Here is a 25,001-nt window from a genome sequence, read left to right as displayed (position 1 = left end):
CGTCGAAAAACAAAAAAGAGGGGGACAAAACCCGCCCAGCCATGCCCAAACACCGAAAAACTAGACCAAGTTGTTCATTTTGCGATCGGGATGATAAATTCAGCCCAACCCAAAAGACGATAGAAAGAGGACCCCGCATGTCCCTTCGCAAAAAAGCAGCAGCATCTGTGATCGCCATCGCCGCAACCTTCTCCCTCGCAGCCTGCGGTGGCAACGACGAAGATGTCATCAAGGTCGGCACCACCGACCAAGGCCAAGAGCAGTGGCAGGTCTTCCAAGAAGAAGCCAAGGCACAGGGCCTGAACCTGGAGCTCGTTCCGTTCTCCGACTACTCCCTGCCCAACCGCGCACTGGAAGAGGGACAGATTGATGTCAACAACTTCCAGCACCTGATGTTCCTGGCTGACTACAACGTCAACAGCGATGCCAACCTCACCCCAATCGGCGCCACCGAGATCATCCCACTGGCCCTGTACTTCAAGGACCACAGTGAGCTGAAGGACGTCGAAGAGGCCGGCGAAGTTGCCATCCCGAACGACCCAACCAACCAGGGCCGCGCACTGCACATGCTGGCAAACGCTGGCCTGCTGGAGCTCAAGGACAAGTCCCTGCTCTCCCCCACCCCAGCTGACGTGGATACCGCAAAGTCCAAGGTGAAGGTCACCCCAGTGGACGCAGCCCAGACCGTGACTTCCTACCAGGACGGCACCCCATCCGTCATCAACAACTCCTTCTTGTCCAATGGCAACATTGACCCCAAGAGCGCAGTTGCACAGGATGACCCCAGCGCCCCAGCTGCAGAGCCTTTCATCAACGCCTTCGTGACCACCGAAGAGCGCAAGGACGATGAAGACCTGAAGAAGCTCGTGGACGTATGGCACTCCCAGAAGGTTCAGGATGCCATTGATCGCCAGACTGAAGGCACCTCCGTTGAGGTGAAGAAGGACGGCAAGGAGCTGGATGAGATCCTCACCGGCATCGAAGGCAAGATCAAGGACGCCAAGTAAGTCCCGCGAACGGGCTGAAGTGAGACCAGTCTCCGGACCGGATCTTGTCTGAAGCCACTGTCTCGCGTCACGAAAGGGGCTTGCCGCTCAGCTTCACTGAGAAGCCTGCGGCCGGCCCCTTTCGCTCGCTCTCCCCGCTCCACTAACTCTTCAAGCAAGCATTCCAAAACACGCAACCCACACACGCAACGAGGTTTCCCATGGCTCAACAGGCCACCACAACCACCGGTACTGAGGTGGAATTCCGCGGCGTCCATAAGGTTTTCGCCCAAGGCCGCAAGGAAGTCACTGCCCTCAAGGACGTCAACACGTCCATCCCCGCCGGATCCATCGTGGGCATCATCGGTTACTCCGGTGCCGGTAAGTCCACGCTGGTCCGCCAGATCAATGGCCTGGATCGCCCCACCTCCGGTGAGATTCTGCTGGATGGCAAGGACATCGTCCCGCTGAAGGAATCCGAGATGCGCAAGCTGCGCTCGGATATCGGCATGATCTTCCAGCAGTTCAACCTCATGACCTCCCGCAACGTGGAGGCCAACATCGCCTACCCACTGAAGCTGCAGGGTATGGGAACCGCCGAGCGCAAGGCGCGCGTGCAGGAGCTACTGGAGTTTGTGGGCCTGTCCGATAAGGGCAAGTCCTACCCCGAGCAGCTTTCCGGTGGGCAGAAGCAGCGCGTGGGTATTGCCCGTGCGCTGGCCACCAACCCTCGCCTACTGCTGGCCGATGAGGCCACCTCCGCACTGGATCCTTCCACCACCCGCGACGTGCTGGAGCTGCTGCGCAAGGTCAATAAGGACCTGGGCATCACCATCGTGGTGATCACCCACGAGATGGAAGTGGTGCGCAGCATCGCCGACCGCGTGGTGGTCATGGAAGCCGGCCAGATCGTGGAGCAGGGCAGCGTGTACGAGGTCTTCTCCAACCCCCGCACCGCCGTGGCCGCCAACTTCGTGGCCACCTCCCTGCGTAACACCCCGGACATGGTGGAATCGGAAGCCTTGCAGGCAACGTCTGGCCGCCTGTTCACCGTGACCATGGCGGAGGGCATTGGATTTTTCGACGCCATCTCCGAGGCAGCTCATGCAGGTGTCGCCGTGAATATCGTCCACGGCGGTATCACCACCTTGCAACAGCACAGCTTCGGCAAACTGACCCTGCGCATGACCGGTAACTCCCCGGAGGCCGACGCAGCCATCGAGAACTTTTACCAAGCGATGAACCGCACCACCGAAATTGAGGAGATCCGATGAGCACAGACAACACAATGATCCTGGCTCAAATGGACTGGGACCGCCTGGGCCCAACTTTCACGAAGGCCATTTGGGACACGCTCTACATGGTCTCCATCACGCTGGTGCTCTCCGCAGTGCTGGGACTGCTGCTCGGGCTGCTGCTGTACACCACCCGTTCCGGTGGCGTGCTGCAGAACCGGCCGGTGTACCTGCTGCTGAACTTCCTGGTGAACTTCTTCCGCCCCATCCCGTTCATCATCTTGCTGACCGCCATTGGTCCACTGACGGACATCCTGGTGGGTTCGCGCATCGGCATGGAAGCGGCGATCGTGGGCATGGTGGTGGCCGCCACCTTCGGTGCTGCTCGCATCGTGGAGCAGAACCTGGTGTCCATTGATCCCGGTGTGATCGAGGCCGCGAAGTCCATGGGCGCTTCCCCGCTGAAGATCATCACCTCCGTGATCATCCCCGAGGCACTGGGCCCGCTGATCCTGGGCTTCACCTTCGTGTTCATCTCCATCGTGGATATGTCCGCGATGGCCGGTTACATCGGCGCTGGTGGCTTGGGAGACTTCGCCATCGTCTACGGTTACCGCACCTTCAACGATCAGGTCACGTGGATCACCGTTGCTGTGATCATCGTGATCGTGCAGATCGCGCAGCTGCTGGGCAACTGGGCGGCGCGCAAGATCATGCGCCGCTAGGTTCTTGGCTGGCCGGTGCTTGGCTGGCCAGTGCTCGGCACTTGCCGCCAGGCACAACAAAACCCCCAACCGGTTCTTCCGGCTGGGGGTTTTCGCTTGTGCTCAGCTACTGCTGATACTTGTCGCTTGTCCGTCTAGTCTCTAAATATTTTTGTGGGAGCTCAAGCACCACCCTTAGGCTGGGCCCTCCTGGCAGCCACCAACCTGTGTCTATTATCTCTCTGTTTCAGTTTGGAAGTGTGCTCCATCCAATCTAAGTAAAATGAAACCAGTTCGTTTACTGCACAGAATTTCTAATAAGCTAACTTAAAATTAAAGTTCACTTGTTTACTCGAATCTTCGTCCTCCTAAGGAGAAACCGATGGCCGTTCCTTCGTGGGACAAATTCATGATTCCCTGTTTGGAAGTTCTAGCTGATGGATCCACACGTCAACGATGAGAAATAGTTACGCTGGCTTCGAACATCCTGCAACTTACCGATGCAGACCGCAGTGACTTGATCTCTTCGGGAGGGCCACGCTATGTGAATCGTACAAATTGGGCGATCACATACTTGAATAAGGCAGGCGCCATTTCGTCTCCGGCCCGTGGACACTGGTCGATTACGGAAAAAGGCACCGAGTTATTGCATAAACACCCTCAGGGTCTGACTGAAAAAGCTTTGCGCTTAGAAGGCAACGAAAACTATCTCAAGTTCATAACCCCCCCTTCCCACAGTGTTTTGGATGCCCCAGATCCCGCTACAAGCCCCGAATCAAATTTAACTCCTCTAGAGCAAGTAGAAGATGGGCAACGGCGAAATGAAGATCTAGTGGCTGATGAACTGCTTCGCAGACTGCACGAACGTGAACCAGTATTTTTTGAGCAAGCGGTTTTGGATTTACTCATGGCGATGGGTTATGGGGGATCACTTGGAAGCGCAAAACGCACCCAGTTGACCAATGACAAGGGCATTGACGGAGTTATCGACCAAGATGCTTTGGGACTTTCGCGGATTTACGTTCAGGCCAAGCGGTACGAAATGAGTAATACAATTACTCGCCCGGATGTCCAAGCATTCGTCGGAGCCCTCCATGGCGCTCAGGCATCACAAGGGGTATTTCTAACTACCTGTTCATTCACCGCAGGAGCAAAGACATACGCAGATTCAGTCTCATCAAGGGTTGTTCTTATCGATGGGCCACTGCTTTCCAAGCTAATGATCCGTCATGGCGTAGGAGTTCAGATCAAACGGAGAGTACACATTGTGGAAGTCGATGAAGATTACTTCGACTAAATACGGTACAAGTAATGGCACTCTTGATGATCTCATCTCGCGTACAAGTAATCCCCATCCAATTTAATGGATGGGGATTACTTTCCTACCTTTTACAAGATCTTAAGTTTGTTACTGCTTGTCGGTGAGCTTGACGATTGCGTCGCTGTTCACGCCAACCACGACAACGTCATCTTCAGTGCCCTCAGTCTTCACGCGAAGGCTCTTGGTCTCGATGTTCTCGGACTCTTCGTAACCCTCGAAGGTTCCTTCGATGGTCTTGCCTTCGACAATAAAGCGAATCTGCTCGCCAACGTGGTTGTCTAGGCTGTCTGCTCGTACGTTTGCGGAATCGGTGTTGCTGGCTTCGCCAGCGCCTGTGTTTGAATTTTCGTTAGCCATGCAATCTATCGTACCAGCGTAAAATTTTCGGGGCAGAAACTTTCCCGCAGGTCGCGCTAGCTTTCTTCTTTAATCCCCAGCACTACCCAGGAGCTCACCCGCTTGGGCTTGTCCCCGCAGGAGCCCTTGGTCATCACCGATGGGCGGCTCTCCAGCTCCACTGTCCACTGCCGATTCTTGGTCGCATCGTGCACCACACGAATCGCGCGTTTCTTCTCCCGCGGTTGCTCCTCAGGAGTTTCCACCTGTAATCCGGCCAGGGGAATGGACTCGCTGGCGTCGTGAAGCATCCGGCCCACAGCCAACTCAGCCACCTGACCCGGGCTGTCCCACACACCCCGCCCGCGGTTGCCCTGTAGCCACAGCTCCCCGCGCTGCGCATGCTCGAGGATTTCGTTCGCGGAGTTCACCGCGTTGCGCCCGTAGGAATAGTTGCCGGGTAGGAGCATCGTGGCTGGTGCGAAGCGGTGCCCCTTGGTGTGGGAGGTTTCCCACACATAATCACTGGGCCATTCCTTCGAGAGGTCAGAGGCCAGCGGCCGACCCCATACCGCACAGCACAGATCCCGCCTGCCGTGCGTGCACACCAGCAGCACGGGATGCTCCACCCGCACTGCCCCAGGAGTGTTTCCGGGTTGGGAAAGGTCCAGCTCCAACAGAGATTCCGGCCCTTCCACCCGCATGCGCTCGAGGACGGGCTGCGTCACATCGCCAATTCCCGCCGACCAACTGAGGTAGAGCACCGGACGCAGATCATCGGTTTTGTAGTGCTGCCCGGCGCGCCCAGGCTGCCGAATGAACTGCAGTTGCGCGCCATGAGATTTGATGAATTTTTTGAGCTTCCCCGATAGCTCTTTCCCCAATGCTTCCCCATCGAGGATGTCTCGTCCCCAACCGCGTGGATACTCCAGCGCGAGGGTGACCTTTCCCCCACGCGCGGTACCTGCCAGCTGCTCCCCCGTCAGCGTGGAGCAGACAGCTTCCTTCCACTTCTCTTCGTCATCCGGACTGCTCATGGTGACTCCGGCTAGTGGGTTTCTCCGCGTGGACATATCTCTCACGTTACCAGCGCAGTTTTTCTCTACTCACCTGCGTTTCTGCTTTGCTCCATCGGCTTGTCTCCTACTCCACATTCCTTTTGCAGCATCTCCCCTTCCTCAGTACGAGGCCTCGATTCTCCACGCGGTATCCCTACTCACCAGCAAGAAGGCTCCTGGTGGGTCCGCGGTAGCCACCTGCATCCGCGCATAACGCTTTCCCCGCGCCCACCATTGCTCATCCACTGGCCACGGGCCGGCCCATCCGGTGATCTCCACTCGCCGGGCACCCCACTGCAAGTAGGCGGGTTCATGGCTGAGCAATCCTCTGCCAGAGACATAGATGGGTTCATCCTGAGCGTTACGCACCTCCACTTTGGCGGCGGGGTGGGCTGCCGAAGGGGCTGTCATCCCTCCTGCTTTCACTCCGATCACCGAAGGCAACGGGTGCAGCAACTCGCCCTGCCACTGCCGGGTCATCAGTGCGCTGACCTCTTCCGGGTCTTCATCCCCATAGGGAACTGTCATCACTCGGCTGGCCACTGCGCGCCCACCGCGATGCACCGGGCGCAGCACATTGTGCACACCGATCAACGCTTGGGCACGACCGGCCGCAGCGCGGATGGCGCGAATCCCTTCATCCGGGCCTCCCCAGAGCGCGGACTCCACCGAACCCGCGGGCACTGTCTCCACGGGGACCAGTTCCAGAGCCACCACACCCACGGGCTGATCCCAGTCTTCGGAATCTCCCCGGGGTTGTTGCCGCAGACGAGTAATCCACCCCTCAAGCTGCCAGCGCACCCGCTGGGCGGTGTCCTCTTCTGTCAGCGGTTCCCGGCACCGCCACATCCGCTCGATCATCGTGGCACCCGAATATCCCGCTGGTGCCGAGAGATATGCGCGCACGGCCAAGCGCAGGCAGGCATCTCCCGCAGCGAAAAGCTCCGCGTGCAGACGTGCCGCCACGTGCCGCGCCACAAACGCCGCGGTTTCCGTCTGCGCGATAGGCTCATCCACCTCATGGCGCACCTCAATCGGTGGCACATCTCGCCGCGGGGATACCGAGCGATCAATCTCCCCTGCCGCAATGCGATGCCACTGCGCACCCACCGCCCCGAAGCGCGCGGAAACATCCCCGCGCGGCAGCGCTGCGAACTCCCCGAGGGTGCGCACTCCCAGCTCTCGGAGCACTCGGACCACATCCGGGGATCCATTGAGCGCGGGTTCGCTGACCATCTCCTCCACCGGCAAGCTGCGGATAAACTTTGGCCCCTGGCCAGGGGGGATATTCCTGCCGCGCCGCGCTGCCCACACCGCGGTGACCACATCATCGGCCGTTCCGGCTAGACAATCCGCCTGCATGCGCACCGCTGCATCCAGCAGCAGCTCCACGGCCTGGTCCTCGCCCCCGTAATAACGTGCCAAGGAATCAGCGGGGAAAGCCACCAGCCCGGGCCGGAGCGTTTCCACTCCCGCGGCTACCTGCTCCAGTGATGTCAGCACGTCCTCGTGCACCGCCAACTGGCGCGCGGGGTCATCTTCAGCCACTTCCAGCTGCGGGCACAAAGACAGCGCATGGCGCTGCTTCATCCCCTTGCGCACCCCGGCTTTCCGCGCTGCAGCGTTGCACGCATTGATTTTGTGCTCCACCACAACCGCTCCCGGTTGCAGAAGATCCCAGCCTTTGGCCTTGCCGATGGAATACACGGGCCAATCCGGGAACCACAGGACCGTCACGCGCGGGCTCATCGGGCGATCTCTTGGGGCTCAGGGGTGGCGTCGACCATAAAGGAAGAAGTGGCACCCACCACGGCATGGAAGCTCCGCGGTGGCTGGGATTTACCCCACACGCGCCCATCGACCTCCACGCCGCGAACCCGGCCAGACCCGCGACCTAAACCGCGGATGCCGACAACGTGGGCATCGATGTTCAACTGCACCTTGGGCCACGCATGACCGGATACCACCAGAGCGCAGCGGCTCTTGTGCAGGCGAGCCTCCACGGGGCGGGTGAAGGTAGGGGACGCATTCTTCACTGGTCGGTAGAACACCATGTCCAGGCTTTCCACCAGCGTTCCCAACACAGCACCTGCGTGCGGGGCGGGGTCGGGGATCACCATCATGCGCTCAAGGTCTCCCCCGGCAGCATCGACGGCAGCCAGCGCCAGGTGCGGATAGCCGACGACAGCCACGCAACTGCCCGCGCGGGTGGCAGCCACGAGCAGCTCCACATGTACGGCGGGGCAATCCGCCACGGCTGTCACCATCGCCCGGGGAATGCCTCCCATGTCTACCGCGCGTTCCAACCAGGGCGGGCTGGGAAGCGTGGTGATGTGGCCAAAACGGGGAGCTGGGGTTGGTGCCGGGCTGGGCGATGAGCTCGGTGCAGAAGCGGGCTCAGCGAACGGGCTGGGCGCAGAAGCGGGCTGGGCGGATGCACTGGCGGGAGCCATCGCTGCGACTGGCTCCCCGGTGATGCGAGCCATCTTCTTACGCAGGTCATAGATGGTGTGATCGATATCCCGAGAAGCAGTTTGCGGCGCGATAGACATGAAATACCTCCTTTCGGGCAGGTCAAGAGGGTTTACAACAGGATTGATGAGGAAATCGGGACGAACGAACGTATGGAACATCAGTACCATTGGGTCAGAACAGAAGGTTCTGCGCCGTCTTAATAAAATAGAACACCTGTTCCCATAACGGTTAGAATATGCCCCGACGCACGCCCCGTCAACCGCGCAGATCAGACCACGCAATCACGCCGTAATTCCCCCATTTGCCCCCTGGCTTCTACACTGATGAACCATGAGTGAAGCCAGCCGTCCCATCACCGCCCCCACTCCAGTGCGTGCCACCACCTCGCTGCTTCTGGGCCTAGCGGTGGCCATCATGGCCATGCCCATCGCCACGGGCATCAAGCTGATCGGGCTGCTGCTCAGCGTGGCAATTGCCCTGTTGGTGACCTTCAACCACCCTTATCGCCGCGAAGTCCGTAAGGCGGTCGAGGTGCGCAACGAGAAGTACACCACCAGCTTCACGCAGGTACTCCCCCTCTTCCCGCTATGGCTGGCCCTCATGGTGCTGCCGGTGGTTGCCAGCAGCTGGGTCTTGGCGGGCATCGTGTTTGCGATTGCCGCGGCCTACGCATGGGCCGTCCACCCACAGCTGGATGGCACCGCGCACATCCGCCCCATCACGCAAGAAACCGGCCGCCCCCGCAAGAAATAGCTTCTCGCGAAAACGGCCGGCTCTCTCAGGCGGGGAGGCTTACTCCCACTCGATGGTTCCGGGTGGCTTGGACGTGATGTCCAGCACCACGCGGTTCACATCTTCCACCTCGTTGGTGATGCGGGTGGAGATGGTCTCCAGCACGTCATAAGGCACGCGCGTCCAGTCCGCAGTCATGGCATCCTCGCTGGATACGGGACGCAGCACAATCGGATGACCATAAGTACGGCCATCGCCCTGCACACCCACGGAGCGCACGTCCGCCAGCAGCACCACTGGGCACTGCCAGATGGTGTTATCCAGCCCGGCGATGGTCAGCTCCTCGCGCGCGATGGCATCTGCCTTGCGCAGCAGGTTCAGGCGCTCCTCGGTGACCTCGCCGATGATGCGGATGCCCAAGCCAGGCCCTGGGAAAGGCTGACGCCCCACGATCACCTCGGGCAGACCCAGCTCGCGACCCACCGCGCGCACCTCGTCCTTGAACAGCAGGCGCAGCGGCTCTACCAGGTCAAATTCCACGTCATCGGGCAGTCCGCCCACGTTGTGGTGGCTCTTGATGTTCGCGGTACCGGAGCCCCCGCCGGATTCCACCACATCCGGGTACAGCGTTCCCTGCACCAGGTAATCCACCGAGGAGCCTTCCGGAGCGGAATCCAGCACACCGGCCACCGCACGCTCGAAAGAACGGATAAATTCCGCGCCGATCGCCTTACGCTTGGCTTCCGGCTCGGAAACGCCCGCCAGCTTGTCCAGGAACGCTGCGCGCTCGTCCACCGTCACCAGGTTTGCGCCAGTCGCAGCCACGAAATCGCGCTCCACCTGCTCGCGCTCCCCCTCGCGCAGCAGACCGTGATCCACGAACACACAGGTCAAACGGTCACCGATTGCTCGCTGCACCAGCGCTGCGGCCACTGCGGAATCCACGCCACCGGAGAGTCCACAAATGGCTCGGCCTTCCGGCCCCACCTGCTCCTTGACCTGCTCGATCAGCTGCTCGGCGATGTTGCCCGCCGTCCAGGTGGGCTGCAGGCCGGCCGTTTCCGTCAGGAATCGACGCAAGATCTCCTGGCCATGAGGTGAATGCAGCACCTCTGGGTGATACTGCACACCGGCCATCCGGCGCTCGGCACATTCAAATGCGGCAACCGGAGCACCCTCGGAGGTGGCGGTCACCTCGAAGCCCTCGGGCGCCTCAGAAACAGCATCCCCGTGGCTCATCCACACCTGGTGCTCTGCGGGCAGTCCCGCGTGCAAATCGCCACCCGTGACCTGCATCTTGGTGCGGCCGTATTCGCGGCGGCCGGTCTCCGCCACGGTGCCACCCAGAGCGTTGGTCATGGCCTGGAAGCCATAGCAGATTCCGAAAACCGGAACACCCAGCTCCAGCAGGCCTTCCTGCAGTGCGGGCGCACCATCGGCATAGACCGAAGAAGGCCCACCGGAGAGGATCAGCGCGGAAGGATTCTTCGCTGCCACCTCTTCGGCGGGCATAGAGTGAGGGATCACCTCGGAGTACAGATTCACCTCGCGCACTCGGCGTGCAATGAGCTGGGCGTATTGCGCACCGAAATCTACAACAAGAACCGGGCGCGGGGTCTGAATGTGGTCTGTCTCAGTCACAGGTAGTCAGTCTACCCGCCGAAACCTCGCTAGCGAACCACCAGGTCAACCTTCTGGAAGCTCTTCAAATCTGTATATCCGCACTTGGCCATGGACCGACGCAAAGCTCCCACAATATTCTGCACACCATAAGGGTTAGAGGTGGGTCCAAACAGCAGCTCTTCCAGAGGCAAGGTGCCGTATTCGCCGGTGAAGCTCACTTCGCCACGTGGTGCCTTAGGGTGGCCCGCCACCGCTGGCCAGTACCACGATGGCGCACCTGCGGACTCAGCAGCGGCCAGCGGGGCGCCCAACGCCACAGCGTCTGCACCGCAGGCGATAGCTTTGGCCACCTGGCCAGAGGTCGCTAGTTCCGAATCGGCAATCACATGCACATAGCGGCCGCCGGTCTCGTCCAGGTAGTCCCGACGCGCCGCAGCGGCCTCAGCAATGGCCGTGGCCATGGGCACGTCAATACCCAAAGCCGCGCTGTTGGTGGTGTCACCAGAACCCACGATCACTCCGGCAGCACCGGTCCGCATCATGTGCATGGCCGTGGTGTAATCCACCACGCCACCAGCGATAACCGGCACGTCCAGAGAACCGATGAACTCCTTCAAGTTCAGCGGTTCTCCATCGCGGTGCACGTGTTCCGCAGAAACCAGGGTGCCCTGCACCACCAGCATGTCCATGCCGGACTTCAGCAGCGCCGGAGCCAGATCAGCCGCGTGCTGCGGGGAGACACGCACGGCAAAGCGCACGCCGGAATCCCGCACCAGGCTCAGGCGTTCCTGCAGGAGATCCACGTCCAGCGGCTGCGCGTGCAGGCGCTGGAGAACCTCGTTGGCCGCTCCGTAATCGGCGGTCTTGAGGGCGGAGTTGTCAGAGGCGGCGTCGAAAGAAGAATAAAAGCTTTCCAGCTCTCCGCGGGCCGCATTCACAACCTCTGCTAATGCGGCCTCGAGATCCGCAGCGCGGCCCCACAGGCCCTCCGCGTTGATGACAGGCAAGCCACCCAGTTTGCCGAATTGAATGGCGAATTCTGGGGTCACCACGGCATCGGTGGGGTGAGCCATGACGGGAATATCGAACTCATAGGCATCGATCTTCCACGAGGTGTCTACGTCGTGTGAGCTACGCGTACGCCGAGAGGGGACGATATCCACCTGGTCCAGGCCATACACGCGACGCGCCACACGGCCGCGTCCAATGTCCACATAATCCTGCATGAAATTAACCTGTCCTCTTCAACGGATTCAACGTGCTCAACGAGTTTACAAAGGGTTCTGGCGCTGGCGCGCGCTAGCGACCCGGGTTGTAGTTGGGGGCTTCCACGATTCCCTGCACGTCATGCGGGTGGGATTCACGCAGGCCAGCGCCGGTGATCTGCACGAAACGAGCCTTGTGCAGCTCCTCAATCATGGCTGCACCGGTGTACCCCATTGCAGCGCGCAGGCCACCGACGTGCTGGTGCAACACGGTCTCGATGGAGCCGCGGAAAGGCACGCGGCCCTCGATGCCTTCGGGCACCAGCTTCTCTTCGGACTTCACGTCTGCCTGGAAGTAGCGGTCCTTGGAGTAGGAACGCTTCTCACCGGTCAGGCCGCGTCCCTGCATCGCGCCCATGGAACCCATGCCGCGGTAACGCTTGTACTGCTTGCCACTCACGGTGACTGTCTCGCCCGGGGTTTCCTCGGTACCGGCCAACATGGAGCCCAGCATCACGGTAGAGGCGCCAGCGGCCAAAGCCTTGGCGATATCACCGGAGTACTGCATGCCACCATCGGCAATGATGGGCACGCCCGCCTTGTGTGCAGGCACGGCGGCTTCCATGATGGCGGTGATCTGTGGGGCACCCACGCCAGCCACCACGCGGGTGGTGCAGATGGAACCTGGGCCAATGCCCACCTTGATGGCATCCGCGCCAGCATCAATCATTGCCTGGGCTGCACCGCGAGTGGCCAGGTTGCCGCCGATCACATCAATGCGATCGCCGAATTCCTTCTTCACCCGAGCCACCATGTCCAGCACGCCACGGTTGTGCGCGTGAGCGGTATCCACCACCAGGGCATCCACGCCAGCGTCCACCAGTGCTCCGGCACGCTTCCAGGAATCCTCGCCGGTGCCGATACCCGCTGCCACCAGCAGACGGCCGGAGGCATCCTTGGCGGAGTTGGGGTACTTCTCGCGCTTGGCGAAGTCCTTGACTGTGATCAGTCCGGTGAGCTTGCCAGCGGCATCCACGATGGGCAGCTTCTCCACCTTGTGCTCGCTGAGCAGGCGCAATGCCTCTTCAGTGGAGACACCCTCCTGGGCAACCACCAGTGGCATGGGGGTCATCGCCTCAGAAACCGGGCGATCAAAGTTCTGCTCGAAGCGCATGTCACGGTTGGTGATGATGCCCACCAGCTGGCCGTCCGCATCCACCACGGGCAGGCCGGAAATGCGGTAGCGAGCACAGAGATCATCCACCTCGCGGATAGTCATCTCTGGGGAGGCGGTAACTGGGTCCTTGACCATGCCAGCCTCGGAGCGCTTCACGATCTCCACCTGCTCCGCCTGATCCTCAATGGACAGGTTGCGGTGCAGCACACCCACGCCACCTTGGCGAGCCATGGCCACGGCCATGCGCGCTTCGGTCACGGTATCCATGGCTGCGGAGGCAATGGGCACGTTGATGCGGATATTGCGCGTCAATTGAGTGGAAGTGTTCACATCGGAAGGGATCACATCGGATGCGTCCGGAAGCAGGAGGACGTCATCAAAAGTCAGCCCTACCAGCGAAACTTTCTGTGGGTCGTCGCCGCCTGTGGATACGGTCTGGGGGAATGTCACGCCCGGTTCCTTCCTCAAATGTTGTGCTCGTGAATGCCTGCGCCCGTGGAGGCTGCGAGCCCGGCGGTTTCACACCAGGTTGTGCTGTGCTCTGACCTCGTGAAAATCGCCGTTAAGGTGCGGGTAGCACTCGCCACGGCCGAATGCCTTGATAATACCGCCATCACCTGTATTTCTGTTCCCCGGGGTGAACTAGCAGGTAGTATGCAGTCTGTGAGTTACGGAAATCATGACATGCCTCTGGATCCATTCGCGGATGATCCCGATGATCCCGCGTCCCTGCTGGAACCAGATGAGGAGCATCCTCCGGTCACGCCCGAGGAAGCTGAGGCGCTGAAGTCCGATCTGCGCAACGTGCGGGATTTCCAGCGTCTGCTGGAACCGCGTGGCATTCGGGGAGTGTCCATGTTGTGTGAGGACTGCGATGAGATGCACTTTTATGATTGGGGCATCATCGAATCCAATATCAAGACCTTGCTGGCGCAGCAGATGGTTCCAGTTCACGAGCCCAGTGCTCAACCCAACCCGGATCTGTACGTGACCTGGGATTATTGCTTGGGTTACGCCGATGCCATGGACTTCGCCTTCAACGGCGCACGCCCCCGCTTCCCGTGGCTGCGCGATAAGTAAAGCGCCAGCTAGTCTCAGACCAGCCGGCGCTAGGCGTCGTTCTTAAAGCGTCAGCTCAAACGCCACGCGCTCAGAATCCGTTTGAACCCATTACTTCCGTAGTGGGCGCGGGCTGCGCTTCAATCGCCATGATTGGAACTGGCAGAACCTCAGCGGGGAAACCGCCGGGCAGTTCTTCCACGCGGATCTCATCCTGACGCTCCACTGGGACTTCCTGGGGCTCCACTGGCATTTCTTGGCGCTCCACGGTCTCTTCCACCGCTACCGGACGAGTAGTGACCGTCCATTCTTCAGTGGTATCCGTGGTGGGCGCAGGAGCAGCCGTGGCGGTTTCCGAAGGGTCACCCGAATACACAGTGGTGGTCGGGGTGAACTCAGTGTTCTCCGGAGTGGTCTCAGCAGCGGATTCCGTAGCGGATTCAGACGGGGAGTTCGTCTCCTCAGTCTCGCTAGGCTTGGTCTCCTCGGTGGACGCTGGGGTCTCGCTTGGCTTCACCACCGCGGTTGGGCCCGTGGTCTCCTTGGCCAAGCTCTCCGCAGTCGGGGTAGCGCTGTCCGACTCTGCGGGCTTCTTTGATTCTTCGACGCCACCAGTCTCAGACGCAGTAGTGTCCGTTGCCCCATTCGTGGCCGTGCTGGGTTCCATGCTTTCCATAGGAGCCTGGGTCTCTTCAACCTGAGACTTGGTGTAAGCCACGTATCCGAGACCGCCCACAGCGAGCGCTGCAGCCACGCCTCCGGCGATCAGCATTGCAGAAATCGAGGCACCACCAGCCGCAATTGCGGTGGACGCGGAGCGGCGGAATCCGACTGATCGGCGTGAGGTCAGTGGGACCGGGGCATCGGATTCAGCAGACTGAGCCTGGAATTCCTGGGTGTGGAATTCTTCGGTGTAGAAGTCTTGGCCAAGCAGGTCTGCCATGACGGGTGGCGCGGGAATGTCCTTATCAACCTCAGCGCGAGCACAAGCCAACAATGCAAGTAGCTGGTCAGCATCTTCGTAGTGCTCACCCAACGCGATCCGATCAATCGCGTTATCCTCTGCGAGGACATCGGAAAGTGATCCGTGCTCCTGCGAGGAATCTTTCTTGTTCATTGCTCTAGTTCCTAGTATTCGTGAGTCAGCTGGGCGGAAGAATCGGTTTTTGGCTCAAATGCGATCGAAGCTTTGCCATTGCTCGGAACTGTGCCACGCGCACTGCCCCGGCTGACATGTCAAGAATTTTGGCGGTCTCCTCTGCAGAGTAACCTGCAAAGACTCTTAGGGTGACGATTTCTCTTGCTTTGTCGCTCAATACATCGAGCAGTCCAGCCACTTCGTTACACGAGTCGAGAAAAAGTATCTCAGATTCAGGGGTCTCTGTGGCTACTTCTTCATCTGGAACTTCTGCTACCGGCTGGGAAAAATCACGAGCATGGGCACGGCGGGCATCCACAACCTTATTCGCTGCAATGCGAAACACGAAGGCCATGAATGGCACGCTTTGTTCTTGATAAGTGGGGAGAGCACGAGCGACTGCCAAGCAGACTTCTTGGGCAATGTCATCAGCAGTAGGATAGCGCCCATTTCCCACGCGCGCGCGACAATAACGCACGATCTGGGGGTGAATCAGGTTGATGAGTTCCTGCAGGGCTTTGGGGTCGCCGTCCACAGCGCGCGGAACGACAGCTTTAATGGCTGCGTCCTTTTCCACTGTAGAAGTCATGAACTCACTTATCCCTGATCTGCCGATTCTTCAAAACGTGTTACTGCACACAATCTTCAAACAAATTAGCACATTTTCGGCAAAACTAACCCCTCCCTCCGGCCAATGCGCACCTCATTCTTCTCCATCTTGACCTCTACTTTTTCGGGTACGAGAAGGTTTTCCTCCACCCTCTCATCCCCCCATAGGGGGATTGTTCCCGCGCGCGTCAACATTTCACCTTCTGTTCACTATCCTCCATCCACGCAGGTGATGGACGGCAGCAAATCTCATGCATGCCTGTCTATTAGCTGGGTGTTACCTGCATGGTGCCTACTCGTTACCTTTCGTTCATGCGCCCCCGCGAGTCTCTACCTGTCGAACGCGACACTGATGACCACTTCAAGGAGACCCCACCGCATGCCACAGCCAAGCCAGCTTCCGGGCCCTACCTCTTCTATCTGGGAATGGCAGCTGCATGGCTCATGCCGCGGCGCTGATTCTTCCGTCTTCTTCCACCCAGATGGCGAGCGTGGCCGAGCACGTGCCATGCGTGAGCACCGCGCCAAGACCATTTGCTCCGAGTGCCCAGTGATGCAGCAGTGCCGCACCCACGCGCTTGAGGTCGGCGAGCCTTATGGCATCTGGGGTGGCATGTCCGAGTCTGAGCGTGATGCAATTCTTCGCCCCACCTCACGCAACCGTCATCGTCGCATCTCCGCTTAAGTAACGCCTTCCCTCAAGCCACACCCCGCTTGAAGCCAGGGCAAAGAAAAAGCGCCACCGGGAGTTTTTACTCTCTCGGTGGCGCTTTTTCAGCGCTCATCACTTAGTGATGATGTCCGTGGCCAGCAGCCCCAGCGGGCTTGGCTGGCTTATCCACCACGGCAGTTTCCGTGGTGAGGACCATGCGTGCCACAGAAGTGGCGTTAATTACTGCGGAGTGGGTCACCTTCACCGGATCGATAATGCCCTGATCCAGCAGGTTTCCGTACTCCAGAGTGGATGCGTTGAAGCCGGAGCCATTAGGCTGCTCGGCCACGCGATTAACCACTACGGCTCCATCCAGACCAGCGTTATCCGCGATCCAGTAGGCAGGCCGGCGCAGTGCACGAGACAATGCGCGCAGGCCGATGGCCTCATCGCCTTCGTACTCGGCAGCCAGGCTGTTGATCTGCTCAGCGATCTGTACCAGCACAGAACCGCCGCCGGCGATAACACCTTCCTGCGCTGCAGCGCGTGCAGCGTTGATGGCATCTTCGATGCGCAGCTTGCGCTCGTTGACCTCAGTCTCGGTAGCGCCACCTGCACGGATCACAGCGACACCGCCGGAGAGCTTAGCCAAACGCTCTTCCAGCTTCTCCTGATCCCAGGTGGAATCGGTGCGCTCGATCTCGGTGCGCAGCTGTCCACGGCGCTCCTCCACTGCTTCGGCAGAGCCTCCGCCGTTGACAATAACCGTGTCTTCCTTGGTCACCGTCACGCGGCGAGCAGAGCCCAAGTCTTCCAACTTGGTCTCGGCCAGCGATTGCGCGAGCTCCTTGTCCACGACAACACCGCCGGTCACGATGGCGAGGTCGTCCATGAAAGCCTTGCGTCGATCCCCGAAGTACGGCGCCTTCACGGCAACCACCTTGAGGGACTTACGGATGGCGTTGAGTACGAGCATCTGCAGTGGCTCGCCCTCCACGTCCTCGGCGACGATCAAGACCTGCTTGCCGGACTGCGCGATCTGCTCCAACAGAGGGAGGAAATCAGGCAGGGAGCTGATCTTGTCGCGAACCAGCAGCACCAGTGCGTCTTCCAGCACGGCGTGGCCGGTCTCTTCTTCGGTGACGAAGTATGGCGACAGGTAACCCTTGTCGAAGGAAATGCCCTCGGTCACGGTGGACTCGTCCTCGATGGACTGGGATTCTTCGACGGTCACCACACCGTCCTTGCCCACCTTGTCGAAGGCATCGGCAACCATCGCGCCGATCTTCTCATCGCGGGAAGAAACGGTAGCCACGTTGGCGATAGCCTCGGTGTCCGCCACGGGCTGAGCAGCCTCGCGGAGGAGTTCGAGCACCTTTTCGGTACCGATCTCAATGCCGCGGTTCACGGCGATGGGGTTGGCACCAGCTGCAACGGTGCGCAGTCCCTCGTTGATGAGGGCCTGAGCCAGCAGGGTTGCCGTGGTGGTGCCGTCTCCGGCGATGTCGTTGGTCTTGACAGCCACGGACTTCACCAGCTGCGCGCCCAGGTTTTCGAAAGGATCTTCCAGATCGATTTCGCGGGCGATGGTGACACCGTCGTTCGTCACGGTAGGGCCACCAAAGGCCTTATCCAGGACGACGTTTCGGCCGCGTGGGCCGAGGGTTACTTTCACCGCGTCAGCTAGTGCGTCCACACCCTTTTGCAGGCCTTCGCGGGCCTCTTGGTCGAATGCAATGAGCTTTGACATGCAGTTACCCGCTTACTTTTCGATGATGGCGAGGATATCGCGCTGGCTGAGCAGCAAGTACTCTTCGCCGTTGTACTTCAGTTCGGTTCCACCGAACTTGGAGAAGACAACGGTGTCGCCTTCCTTGATGTCCATTGGAACGCGCTCTTCGCCGGAGAAACGGCCTGGACCCACCGCGATGACGGTAGCTTCCTGTGGCTTTTCCTTAGCGGAATCTGGGATGACCAAACCGGATGCGGTGGTGGTTTCAGCCTCAACGATTTGAACCACAACGCGGTCCTCTAGCGGCTTGATGTTCACGTTAGCCACGATGAATACCTCCATGTATTCGTAATGTTCTCGGATGATGATCGAGTATTTTTCGATTGTGCCGGTTGGTTTCCGCGCACAGTCGTCGTCGCGGGTGAACAACTGTGTGTCAAACAACCACCTAGCACTCTACCCCTGCGAGTGCCAGCGCTCAACAACTTGAGTCCACACCGGTCAACTTCGGGTTACTGGCCAGTTCACAGCCATCGCAATACTCACAAGAGGACAGAAAAATGCCCGTGAGCGCTCCGATCAAGGCGAGCGCTACGGGCGAATAATTCTCGAGCTAATTAGATGCCGCGGGTGAGGTTCACCACGGCATCGTGCCAGAGCTTGAACTCTTCCGGCTGATCCTCGCGGTAGTTCTCCACTGCACGAATACCGTTGTGCACGGATTCGATTTCCTCTTCGCTGAGGTCAGCGCCGTTCTCACCGATAAACAGCACTGGGCCGAGGATCGCGCGGGTGGGATCGGAAAGGAAGCGAGCATTGCCGATCTCAGACTCGTTACGACCCATGGAAGCCAGTGGGTTAGGCTCCGGGTTTTCCGCGTGAGCTGCCTCGGAGGAGTAAATAGCTGGGATAGTCAGCCCGGACTCTACAAACGCTACGTGCAGGCGGTCATCAGCACTGCCGCCCAAAACCTCAGCTGCCTGAGAGATCTCGATATCGTGTTCTTCGGTCTTGAGGTCTGGGGTGACCAGGATGCTGCGTGCCATGTGATTCTCCTCTGTGAACTGTGGATGCGGCCAGTTCTCCATCTCTCTGCACTTAAATGCAAAGGAATGCGCCGAGAACCAACCCCATCTATTTATCCTCGCCCATTCTGCCAGCACCCAGGGGTTCTCGCAGTGCAAGTAGTGGGATTGGCCACAGTTAAACCAGCGGAACCTCTACGTCCAATCCCGGATCTGTACCCACCGTGAGCCCGCTGGGCTGTGCACCTTCCGCGATCAGCTGTGCAGCCAGCGCCGCGATCATCACTCCGTTATCCGTGCACAGCGCGAACGGCGGAACATGCAGCTCAATGCCGGCTTCCGCACAGCGCTGCGCCAAGAGCTCTCGCAGCCGAGAGTTCGCGGACACTCCCCCACCCAACAGCATGGTGGTGGCTCCTTTATCCTGGGCCGCGCGCACCGCCTTGCGGGTGAGTACATCACACACCGCTTCTTGAAACGACGCACACACGTCCTCCACCAGCAGCGTTTCCCCTTCTCTCTCTGCCTTTTCCACGTGCCGAGCCACGGCAGTTTTCAAACCCGAGAAGCTGAAGTCATAGCGGGCATCCTGCTGCCGCATCATCGCGCGCGGGAACGCGATGGCCTGCGGATTACCCCTCGCGGCCAGGGCATCGATCACCGGTCCGCCCGGATAGCCCAGCCCAAGGAGCCGCGCCACCTTGTCATAAGCTTCGCCCGCGGCATCATCCAATGTCCCGCCCATTTCCTCCATGGGTTTGCCCACGCCTTGAACGTGCAGGATTTGCGTGTGCCCACCGGAAGCCAGCAGGGCAATCGCATTGTTCATTGTCGACGCCACCCGCCCCTCACCAGCGGTGTCCAACAGATCCACCGCAACATGCCCGCCCAGGTGATTCACCGCATAGAAGGGGACCTGCCAGGCAGCGGCATAGGCTTTGGCTGCAGCCGCGCCCACGAGCAAAGCTCCGGCCAGCCCAGGCCCGATGGTGGCCGCCACTGCATCCGGCTTTTCCATGTAGCGCGTGGGCAGTCCCTGTGCCTGGCGGTCTCTGCGCAGGTCACGCAGTGCCTCGCGCATGGTGGGGCCCATTGCTTCCAGGTGCGCACGGCTGGCGATCTCCGGCACCACTCCGCCAAAGCGCGCGTGTTGTTCCATGGAGCTGGCCACCCGGTTGCTGATCATCCGCACGTGCGGGCTGGGGCCGGAATTATCCAGCTCTACGATGCCCACTCCGGTTTCATCGCAGGAGGTCTCCACTCCCAGGATCACCAGAGAATCATTCTTCTTGGCCTCGTCCTGCGCAGCCTTTTTCAGCCGCAGTTCATCCCTGTTCACCGATGAATTGAGCGCGGGGCGCATCATGGAATACGCATCTGCACCACTTGGTTGGTAGTAGTTTTTGCGGACCCGCGTGGTGAGAAAACCGTAGCGTTCATACAGGCCAATCGCCGGATAGTTATCCGTGCGCACCTCCAGGAACGTGTCCCCGCCCAGGGCATCCACGATCTCCAGACCTGCCTGCAGCAGGCGGTTAGACAACCCCTTGCCCTGCTCTCCCGGTGCTAGCCCAACGGTATGGATCTCCCATTCCGGATCAGCGGACGAGCCGTTTTGCGCGAGCCCCAGGTAACCCACCAGTTCCAGACCACGGGCGGTCTCACGCTCCAGGCCCAGGTAGTGCGTGTTATCCCGGCTGAGCTCATATTCAATGGCCTCTAGTGGCCACGGGGAATCCCCCTGAAACAGCAACTGCTCCAAATGAGCCATCGCTGGCGCGGCCGAAATATCCAGGCGCACCAACCTCACGTCATCCCCTGCCGGCGCACTCGCTTCCGGTGTTTCCACGGTTTCCCCCTGCCCCTCGACAGCCGCGAAATCCACCGCCTCCGAAGGCACCTTCCGCTTCGGCTCCACCGCATCAGGCCGGCGCAGATACAGCGCCCGCAGCGGTTCCCCGGGAACTTGAATACTCCTCATGCGCTCGGTGTAGCTCCCGCTAACGCGCATCATCGCTGCCTTGAGCAAACTCTCCGGGGTGGGGCACGCATCACTATCCATCACCGAATATTCCGCACCCACATCACCGGCGATGGCCTTGCTCATCACCAACGGATGCTGTGCCTCGGGGCTGTTCAACACATCCTCCGGCTTTGCCACCCCGGGCCCGGCAACGGTCTCCAGAACCCCATCGCCGTTCAAGTGGTAATGACCCCAGTACCATTCCCGACGCCGCGCATCCGTACACACCAACACATCCGAAACCTGCTGGTTTTCGTCTCCCACCTGGGCAAAAGCCCGGGCAGCGAGGGCCGCAGTTGATTCGACGCCATGGAGGGGAATGGAGAGGGCGTCGGCAAAAGCTTGGGCGGTGGCCATGCCCACCCTTAACCCCGTGAATGGACCTGGACCCACGCCCACGACCACGGAATCCAGTTGATCGGGTTGCAGTTCGGCTTCTGCCAAACACTCCACGATGTGCGGGGTGAGCAGCTCCATGTGCCCCCGAGGGTTGTCCACGATGCGCTCGGCCACAGTCTCGATCTTCTCCGGGTGAGCGGAGACTTCCACGATCCCAGCAACAACATAGGACGTGGAAGTATCAACGGTGAGCACATACATGCTGGTTAGTTTAGCGAACGCCAAGACAGGCAAAATCGCCAGCTGCTAAGCCACGGGGCCTCTCGGCCAAGTGGTGGTGCCACGTAAAGTGTTGGAGAGTTAACGTTTTTGCGATTAGTTAGGAATACGCCATGACTCAGCAGTCTGGACTGTTGCCTCAGATCTCCGGGTTTGCCAACGGCATCCGGAACCGTGCGCTGACCTACGGCCAGGTGTATCTACCAGTGGTTGCGGGCAAGTTGGTGAAGTCGATCACTTCAAAGAGTTCTTCTGGTACTTCCGGGGAACACGCAGGCGCGGCCGTTGATTCTGCTGCGACAGGGCCTGAACAACCTGCTGGCCGTTACCAACCGGCTGGGAATGATCGCACGGATGGGATCGTCGCTGCACAGGCTTCGGCGGCTCCGTTGCCACGAGAAATTCCCCCGGCCAAGTTTGCGGCCGAGGTCCCTACGGAATCTGAGTAAAGCTTTTCTGAGTAGGAGCTTCCAGGCCCCTCCCCCTACCAGCGGCAATTAGGGGCGGGGCACCAGGTAACGCCCTGCGCCGGAGACTACTTCGAGCTCCATCGGCAAGGTGGTCATGAGATCGCCATCCGCGTAGCAATTCATGTTGGGCATATCGATCCGCACGTGCTTGGCGCGGTAGAAGCTGATTCCATCACCTTCTTGCAGCGTCCCCTTGAGGATCTTGGCGAATTTTCCCACGGCCTTGGTACGGCTGATGTCACCCATGATTGTGAGATCGAATAGTCCATCGTGGTGATTGGCCGTGGGGCAGATTTTCATTCCGCCACCATAGGTCTGGGTGTTGCCAATGCTGCAGAGCTTGATTCCCTCGTCGATCACCGTCTCATGATCCAGCACGATGCGAGTGGGAATAGTGCGCCAATTCATCACTTCGCGAACAATCGCCAAGTTGTAGCGATTCTGCCCCTTGGGCCACGTCATGCGGTTGGTGCGATCCGTCACCAGAGAATCGAAACCGGCACACGCGATGGTGCCGAACCAGCGCGTTTCCGCTGGTTCTTCGGAATCCTGGGAGATTTCAGTGATAAGGCCCAGATCCGTGGTGGTGAAAAAGCCCTGAGCCACCACGTCCGCAGCCTTTTCTGGGTCCGTGGGAATGTGATATTCCCGCGCATGGTCGTTACCCGTACCGGCGGGGATGAGACCCAAGGGCATGTCCGTCTGTGCTTGGGCCTGCAGCGCCAGGTTGATGAGCCCATCGCCACCGCACACCACCAGGGCATCCAGGCGCTCATCCTTCACCGCTGCCTCAGCCAACTGCAGGGAGGAGGCTGCGCTGGCACCTTGGAGGGAAACCACGTCGATGCCCAGCTGGGAGAAGCGATCACGGGCGCGCTGAGCCGCGTGCACGGCCGCACCCTTGCCCGCCAACGGGTTGGTGAGCAAGGCGATGCGCTTGATTGAGCGCGTCCCGACTTCCAGAGGCCCGAAGGAGCCGTTCGGTTCGGACCCAGAAAGATTCTTCACTTTTACTCCTAGAGGCCTCGCCCACAGGCTGGCCGATTAATGGAAATTGCTGATGCTTCGCTGCCCCGGATCGAACCGGAACAGCAGCGCAGCAGCGTTCTTACAGCAGGGATCTAGCTGCAGAACCCTTACAGCAGGGTGCCACGGAACCCATTCAATGCAGAGAAAGTCTTGCCCGGGTTCAAAATTCCTGCCGGGTCCAACTCATTCTTCACGGCCTGGAGGATGTTGATTCCCAGCTCGCCAATCTCTTCGTTCATCCATGGAAGGTGATCCGTGCCCACCGCGTGGTGGTGAGTCACGGTTCCGCCGTTGAGAGTCATGGCCTCGGTGGCTGCGGATTTCGCTGCCTTCCACTTCTGGGCAGTCTCTTCCACGCTGTCGCTGGCACCGGCCACGATGGTGAAGTACAGCGAGCAACCCGTGGCGTACACGTGGCTCACGTGGCACATGATCAACGCGGTGGATTCTTCCGTCAGAACAGAAGCCAGTGCCTTGCCCACGGCTCGCTTCAAACGAGGCACGTTGGCCCAGTCCGTGGCGGTTTCCAAGGTCTCGCACAGCGCACCCGCGTCCATCAGTGAATCGCGCAGCACGGGAGCCCCGAAGCGCCCCTTCTCCCACTGGCGGGCTGGCTCCTCACCAACGGAGGTTCCACCGTGAGCGAGCAGCACATTCCGAGTTTCCTCATGGGTGCGCTGAGCGTGCTCCTCAGTGCCCTCAAACATGGTGATGGCCAGGCATCCCTTGACCTCTTCCTCGTCGTTCTCACCAATCTTGTCGGTGGAGGTGAGGTTCACGGAGGATTCGATCTCATCGGACAAGCGCAAGACAGCCGGTCCCGCACCCGATTGCTCAACCGCCCGCAGGGCATTCACGCCGTCGTTAAAGGAAGGGAAGCTGAATGCCTCATAGCGCTTGACTTCTGGGATGGGGTGAATGTGCACGCGCACGCGGGTGATGATGCCGAACAGACCCTCAGATCCCATGAAGAGCTGCTTCAGCGAGGGGCCCGCTGCGGTGGCGGGGCTGGCCTTGCCCGGCCGGATGATCCCCTTGGGAGTCACCACGGTCATTTCCCGGACCATGTCATCAAAGCGCCCGTATCCAGCGGAGTTCTGCCCGCTGGAGCGAGTGGCGGCGAACCCGCCGATGCTGGCGTAGGGGAAGGACTGCGGGAAGTGGCCCAGCTGCATCCCGTATTCCGCCAACTTCATCTCTGCGTGCGGTCCGAGCAGCCCGGCACCGAGGGTGGCCAGACCGGAGGTGGTGTCCACGTCTTCCACGTCAGTGAAGCGGGAAAGATCCACGCTGACCACGGCGCGGTGGTTCTCCGCCTTGAGGGGGCTCACTCCACCCACCACAGAGGTGCCTCCGCCGAAGGGAACCACCGCGATCTGCTGCTCAGAGCAGTATTCCAAGATCTCGAGGATCTCTTCTTCGCTCGCCGGGCTCACCGCCACGTCTGGAGCGGAGACTTCCTTGCCCTCGCGCCACTCCAACAGGTCCAGGTAGCTCTTTCCGCGGGCGCGGGGCCGGCGGTGGGCGTCGTCGGTAGATACGAAATCCTCGCCAACGATCCTGGAGAAGAACTGCACATCTTCGGCCGTCGCACGGGAAGCCACCAATGGGGGCTCGGTGGCAATCTGTGGGCGAGTTACGCCCAGAACCTTGCCGAGCATCTTCTGAATAGAGGGGGAAATCTCTTTTGCTTCATCATCTGTGCCCCACTTGTTGTAGGACATTGGCGGTATCCACATGCTGTTCATAGCGAACACGTTACTTGATCTTAAGAATTCCAAATCAATGGGATTT

At 60.0% G+C, this 25,001-nt stretch carries 23 protein-coding genes and 1 pseudogene; 8 read left to right on the top strand and 16 right to left on the bottom strand.

Annotated features, from left to right (window positions below; genetic code table 11):
- Window positions 1-137 precede the first annotated feature (137 nt).
- The 4 genes from IRY30_RS02575 (at window position 138) to IRY30_RS02560 (ending at window position 4,222) form a co-directional block, all read left to right on the top strand.
- Window positions 138-1,007: a MetQ/NlpA family ABC transporter substrate-binding protein gene (locus tag IRY30_RS02575; RefSeq protein ID WP_194555828.1), complete on the top strand. Its 870-nt coding sequence runs from the start codon at window positions 138-140 to the stop codon at window positions 1,005-1,007.
- A gap of 200 nt (window positions 1,008-1,207) precedes the next feature.
- Window positions 1,208-2,260 (top strand): methionine ABC transporter ATP-binding protein, encoded by a 1,053-nt coding sequence (locus IRY30_RS02570; RefSeq protein WP_194555827.1) that lies wholly within the window; start codon window positions 1,208-1,210, stop codon window positions 2,258-2,260.
- Window positions 2,257-2,946 (top strand): methionine ABC transporter permease, encoded by a 690-nt coding sequence (locus tag IRY30_RS02565; protein ID WP_194555826.1) that lies wholly within the window; start codon window positions 2,257-2,259, stop codon window positions 2,944-2,946. Before IRY30_RS02570 ends, IRY30_RS02565 begins: the two co-directional genes overlap by 4 nt.
- Before the next feature lie 442 nt (window positions 2,947-3,388).
- Complete coding sequence (locus IRY30_RS02560) at window positions 3,389-4,222, top strand: restriction endonuclease (protein WP_323741514.1); 834 nt, start codon at window positions 3,389-3,391, stop codon at window positions 4,220-4,222.
- Between the two features lie 111 nt (window positions 4,223-4,333).
- Here IRY30_RS02560 and IRY30_RS02555 read toward each other — a convergent pair whose 3' ends face one another.
- The 4 genes from IRY30_RS02555 to IRY30_RS02540 form a co-directional block, all read right to left on the bottom strand.
- On the bottom strand, window positions 4,334-4,603 hold the full coding sequence (locus tag IRY30_RS02555) for a hypothetical protein (protein ID WP_194555825.1): 270 nt from the start codon (window positions 4,601-4,603) through the stop codon (window positions 4,334-4,336).
- A 56-nt stretch (window positions 4,604-4,659) separates the two neighbouring features.
- Entirely contained in the window at window positions 4,660-5,655 is a 996-nt protein-coding gene (locus IRY30_RS02550) for a sucrase ferredoxin (RefSeq protein WP_194555824.1), read from the bottom strand.
- Window positions 5,656-5,760: 105 nt separating this feature from the next.
- Complete coding sequence (locus tag IRY30_RS02545) at window positions 5,761-7,389, bottom strand: Y-family DNA polymerase (RefSeq protein ID WP_194555823.1); 1,629 nt, start codon at window positions 7,387-7,389, stop codon at window positions 5,761-5,763.
- Entirely contained in the window at window positions 7,386-8,192 is an 807-nt protein-coding gene (locus IRY30_RS02540) for a hypothetical protein (protein ID WP_194555822.1), read from the bottom strand. Before IRY30_RS02540 ends, IRY30_RS02545 begins: the two co-directional genes overlap by 4 nt.
- A 253-nt stretch (window positions 8,193-8,445) precedes the next feature.
- Here IRY30_RS02540 and IRY30_RS02535 point away from each other — a divergent pair, with 253 nt between their 5' ends.
- Entirely contained in the window at window positions 8,446-8,868 is a 423-nt protein-coding gene (locus tag IRY30_RS02535; protein WP_194555821.1) for a hypothetical protein, read from the top strand.
- Between the two features lie 39 nt (window positions 8,869-8,907).
- Here IRY30_RS02535 and guaA read toward each other — a convergent pair whose 3' ends face one another.
- From guaA to guaB, 3 genes are all read right to left on the bottom strand, one after another.
- Window positions 8,908-10,488 (bottom strand): glutamine-hydrolyzing GMP synthase, encoded by a 1,581-nt coding sequence (gene guaA, locus IRY30_RS02530; protein ID WP_309825481.1) that lies wholly within the window; start codon window positions 10,486-10,488, stop codon window positions 8,908-8,910.
- 29 nt (window positions 10,489-10,517) lie between these two features.
- Entirely contained in the window at window positions 10,518-11,696 is a 1,179-nt protein-coding gene (locus IRY30_RS02525; RefSeq protein WP_194555820.1) for a GuaB3 family IMP dehydrogenase-related protein, read from the bottom strand.
- 73 nt (window positions 11,697-11,769) lie between these two features.
- The gene (gene guaB, locus IRY30_RS02520) at window positions 11,770-13,302 is read right to left on the bottom strand and encodes an IMP dehydrogenase (RefSeq protein ID WP_309825486.1); all 1,533 of its coding nucleotides are present in this window, start codon (window positions 13,300-13,302) and stop codon (window positions 11,770-11,772) included.
- Window positions 13,303-13,506: 204 nt separating this feature from the next.
- On the opposite strand from guaB, the gene IRY30_RS02515 reads away from it, so the two are divergent.
- Window positions 13,507-13,932, top strand: coding sequence for a DUF5319 domain-containing protein (locus IRY30_RS02515; RefSeq protein WP_228502507.1), 426 nt, complete (start codon window positions 13,507-13,509; stop codon window positions 13,930-13,932).
- A gap of 70 nt (window positions 13,933-14,002) precedes the next feature.
- Here the strand turns inward: IRY30_RS02515 and IRY30_RS02510 are convergent, their stop codons facing one another.
- Window positions 14,003-15,028 (bottom strand): hypothetical protein, encoded by a 1,026-nt coding sequence (locus tag IRY30_RS02510; RefSeq protein ID WP_194555818.1) that lies wholly within the window; start codon window positions 15,026-15,028, stop codon window positions 14,003-14,005.
- Window positions 15,029-15,053: 25 nt separating this feature from the next.
- Window positions 15,054-15,638, bottom strand: coding sequence for an RNA polymerase sigma factor ShbA (shbA, locus tag IRY30_RS02505; protein ID WP_194555817.1), 585 nt, complete (start codon window positions 15,636-15,638; stop codon window positions 15,054-15,056).
- Between the two features lie 399 nt (window positions 15,639-16,037).
- Between shbA and IRY30_RS02500 the strand changes: the two genes are divergently transcribed.
- Window positions 16,038-16,343: a WhiB family transcriptional regulator gene (locus IRY30_RS02500; protein WP_194555816.1), complete on the top strand. Its 306-nt coding sequence runs from the start codon at window positions 16,038-16,040 to the stop codon at window positions 16,341-16,343.
- 103 nt (window positions 16,344-16,446) lie between these two features.
- Here the strand turns inward: IRY30_RS02500 and groL are convergent, their stop codons facing one another.
- The 5 genes and pseudogenes from groL to tsaB form a co-directional block, all read right to left on the bottom strand.
- On the bottom strand, window positions 16,447-18,060 hold the full coding sequence (gene groL, locus IRY30_RS02495; protein ID WP_194555815.1) for a chaperonin GroEL: 1,614 nt from the start codon (window positions 18,058-18,060) through the stop codon (window positions 16,447-16,449).
- Between the two features lie 12 nt (window positions 18,061-18,072).
- Complete coding sequence (gene groES, locus IRY30_RS02490) at window positions 18,073-18,369, bottom strand: co-chaperone GroES (RefSeq protein ID WP_194556520.1); 297 nt, start codon at window positions 18,367-18,369, stop codon at window positions 18,073-18,075.
- Between the two features lie 290 nt (window positions 18,370-18,659).
- A complete protein-coding gene (locus IRY30_RS02485) occupies window positions 18,660-19,088 on the bottom strand; it encodes a hypothetical protein (protein WP_194555814.1) in 429 nt (142 codons plus the stop codon).
- A gap of 157 nt (window positions 19,089-19,245) precedes the next feature.
- Window positions 19,246-20,343, bottom strand: coding sequence for a tRNA (adenosine(37)-N6)-threonylcarbamoyltransferase complex transferase subunit TsaD (gene tsaD, locus IRY30_RS10290; protein WP_228502806.1), 1,098 nt, complete (start codon window positions 20,341-20,343; stop codon window positions 19,246-19,248).
- Window positions 20,344-20,493: 150 nt separating this feature from the next.
- Window positions 20,494-21,690, bottom strand: a pseudogene (tsaB, locus tag IRY30_RS10285) (tRNA (adenosine(37)-N6)-threonylcarbamoyltransferase complex dimerization subunit type 1 TsaB); the annotation flags it as partial.
- A 131-nt stretch (window positions 21,691-21,821) separates the two neighbouring features.
- On the opposite strand from tsaB, the gene IRY30_RS02475 reads away from it, so the two are divergent.
- Window positions 21,822-22,157 (top strand): hypothetical protein, encoded by a 336-nt coding sequence (locus tag IRY30_RS02475; protein ID WP_194555812.1) that lies wholly within the window; start codon window positions 21,822-21,824, stop codon window positions 22,155-22,157.
- Between the two features lie 48 nt (window positions 22,158-22,205).
- Here IRY30_RS02475 and IRY30_RS02470 read toward each other — a convergent pair whose 3' ends face one another.
- On the bottom strand, window positions 22,206-23,186 hold the full coding sequence (locus IRY30_RS02470) for a diacylglycerol kinase (protein WP_194555811.1): 981 nt from the start codon (window positions 23,184-23,186) through the stop codon (window positions 22,206-22,208).
- 128 nt (window positions 23,187-23,314) lie between these two features.
- A complete protein-coding gene (locus tag IRY30_RS02465) occupies window positions 23,315-24,955 on the bottom strand; it encodes an FAD-binding oxidoreductase (RefSeq protein WP_228502505.1) in 1,641 nt (546 codons plus the stop codon).
- Window positions 24,956-25,001: the final 46 nt, after the last annotated feature.

It is taken from the genome of Corynebacterium suicordis DSM 45110 (assembly GCF_015351405.1).
Classification (GTDB): domain Bacteria; phylum Actinomycetota; class Actinomycetes; order Mycobacteriales; family Mycobacteriaceae; genus Corynebacterium; species Corynebacterium suicordis.
Note: the sequence above shows the minus strand (reverse complement) of the source record. Positions and strands in the feature narration are given on the sequence as shown.